Annotated in this window: 4 protein-coding genes and 1 pseudogene; 3 read left to right on the plus strand and 2 right to left on the minus strand. The window is 35.3% G+C overall.

Translation table 11 applies throughout. The features are described from left to right. Positions 1–141: 141 nt before the first annotated feature. Positions 142–441: a hypothetical protein gene (locus F8S12_RS11415; protein WP_196516406.1), complete on the plus strand. Its 300-nt coding sequence runs from the start codon at positions 142–144 to the stop codon at positions 439–441. 1 nt (position 442) lies between these two features. After that, positions 443–757 (plus strand): hypothetical protein, encoded by a 315-nt coding sequence (locus tag F8S12_RS11420; RefSeq protein ID WP_196516407.1) that lies wholly within the window; start codon positions 443–445, stop codon positions 755–757. A gap of 38 nt (positions 758–795) precedes the next feature. Here the strand turns inward: F8S12_RS11420 and F8S12_RS11425 are convergent, their stop codons facing one another. Both F8S12_RS11425 and F8S12_RS11430 read right to left on the minus strand, forming a co-directional pair. Next, the gene (locus tag F8S12_RS11425; RefSeq protein WP_196516408.1) at positions 796–1,179 is read right to left on the minus strand and encodes a toxin-antitoxin system TumE family protein; all 384 of its coding nucleotides are present in this window, start codon (positions 1,177–1,179) and stop codon (positions 796–798) included. After that, a complete protein-coding gene (locus tag F8S12_RS11430; protein WP_181374328.1) occupies positions 1,169–1,459 on the minus strand; it encodes a hypothetical protein in 291 nt (96 codons plus the stop codon). Before F8S12_RS11430 ends, F8S12_RS11425 begins: the two co-directional genes overlap by 11 nt. 337 nt (positions 1,460–1,796) lie before the next feature. On the opposite strand from F8S12_RS11430, the pseudogene F8S12_RS11435 reads away from it, so the two are divergent. Continuing rightward, a pseudogene (locus F8S12_RS11435) lies at positions 1,797–1,982 on the plus strand (ISLre2-like element ISCst1 family transposase); the annotation flags it as partial.

Below are 1,982 nucleotides of genomic sequence, written 5' to 3' on the forward strand. Positions count from 1 at the left end.
CTATTTGTCATTCTTTTGTTTGTCATAATCCGAACAACTGGATTATTTGTCGTAGTAATCCAGTTTGGGGGAATCGCAATACTGACGAATTTATTACGAGGCTGCGATTAGGATATCAATTACTTTATGGAGGTGTTATTTATGATTAAACTATTGCTCAGGTATGCGCCTAATTCTGTGATTGATGCGGTTAATGCTATTTCTTTAGCAGAATTAGACAGCCGAGGTTTAATAGTGTGGGCTGACGCAACGCCGCTAGAGCCACAAGATGAAAACTCAGCATTTAGTTTAGCTTCTCGTTTCACTGAAGTAACGCCTGATAACATATTAGAAATTTTCAAAATTATTGCTCAAATATACACTAATTACTGCGATTGTTTAGCTCTTAAATACTTGATGGAGCTTTCGGCAGAATACTTTGGATTAATTGAAGTTGAATAAAATGTATAACGAACACGACGATTTGAGTTTTGAAGAACAATTACACCTGACTGAATCCCTTATCAGACAGCGACATAATCAGCAGATGTTCTTGCGTCGAAACGCCCAATTGTTGCAGCAGGAGTTGGAGATTGAAGCCGAACTGTTAGAAGAGAATCCAGAGTTAGCCCAGACAATTTATTCTTTTAATATGCAGGAGATTCAAGCCCAACAGCAAGGATTATTTGGTGTTATGCAAGGGGATTCAACCCCTAAAGAGCAAAGTGTTTGGAGTAAGTTTTTTCCGGGATTGAGAGGTAATTATGGCGTAGACTAAATCAATTTCCTTAGATGTTGCTAACAAGCTTTTTGACGTTATTCTAATATTTTTTCAATTTCCTTTAGGATCTCAGTTAAAAAAGGAGCATCTGATTTAACGATATTATCCTCACTCCCATCATGTTTATGATGAGGGAAAGTAGTCAGATTTAATTTTCGGTGATGTTCAGCATTGTCATAGCGAAAAATTAGATTATTCTCTGAACTCATATATTGATAACTATACATTTTTCGTTCTTGGGAGATTTCAACATAAACAAATTCCCGGAAATGCAGCAAGGAGTTATCTTTAAATTCGAGTCTGGCTCGGATAAAACCTTCATACATTCCTCTCTTTTCAGTTTCTATATGAAATAATTGAACTGTTTTTGAGGATTCAATTAAAAGCTGAATTTGCTGAAAATAATCTTCAATCAACAAAATCAATCTCCTCTATGGATTCTTTTGTTTGTTGTAAATGTGCCAACATTCGAGCTTCTCCAATCCACTCATCAAAGTCAAAATTATGGGATAATTCATCATTATTAAACTGAGTGATAAATTCCTCAGTCGATAATTTATATTTGGTTTCAAATTCCTGAATCCTTTCTTCTGTTCTTTTGATTCCTGCTGTCACACTCTGTAATCTTTCTGACAAAGCACTTTGAATAATGCGTCTGAGGGAATCTGGATCTTTTGACCGGAGTTTGAGTTCAGCCATTATTTTTCCTCTCCTGCTACTGTTGAATTCACAAAATAGTCCTTGAATGAGCAGTTGTTATTCTATATGAAAATGGAAAATAATCTGTGAGCGATAGCACCTTTTCGATTTCACAATTAGGCTAGGGAGCAATGCGATTTTGTGAGATAACCCCACCTGGAGAGCGATCGCTAATAAACTCTTACGTACATATTAAACATTTAATACAATGACCTGAGTAATATTCGTTAGAAGACACAACCTGTGCTAAAAACGAGGTTTCTGTACATTGTTGCGACTATAAAAAAGGTAAAATTTCTTTTCAGGAATAGTTTTGAAATAGGAAGTATCTACTTTTATGGAGAAAAACATATATGCAAATCTAAATTTTGCCGATTCATTATCAGATTTTAAAGAGGATGTAACGAAACTTTTAGAGTTGAAAAATATCGAGGAGTGGTCTGGAAGAATAGTTAAAGAAAGAGAAGAAACAATTAGACAGGCTGCGTTAGTTTTAGCGGGTCAATGTATCGCCATATTATTG

The sequence above is a fragment of the Nostoc sp. WHI genome, from assembly GCF_015714725.1.
Lineage (GTDB): Bacteria > Cyanobacteriota > Cyanobacteriia > Cyanobacteriales > Nostocaceae > Nostoc.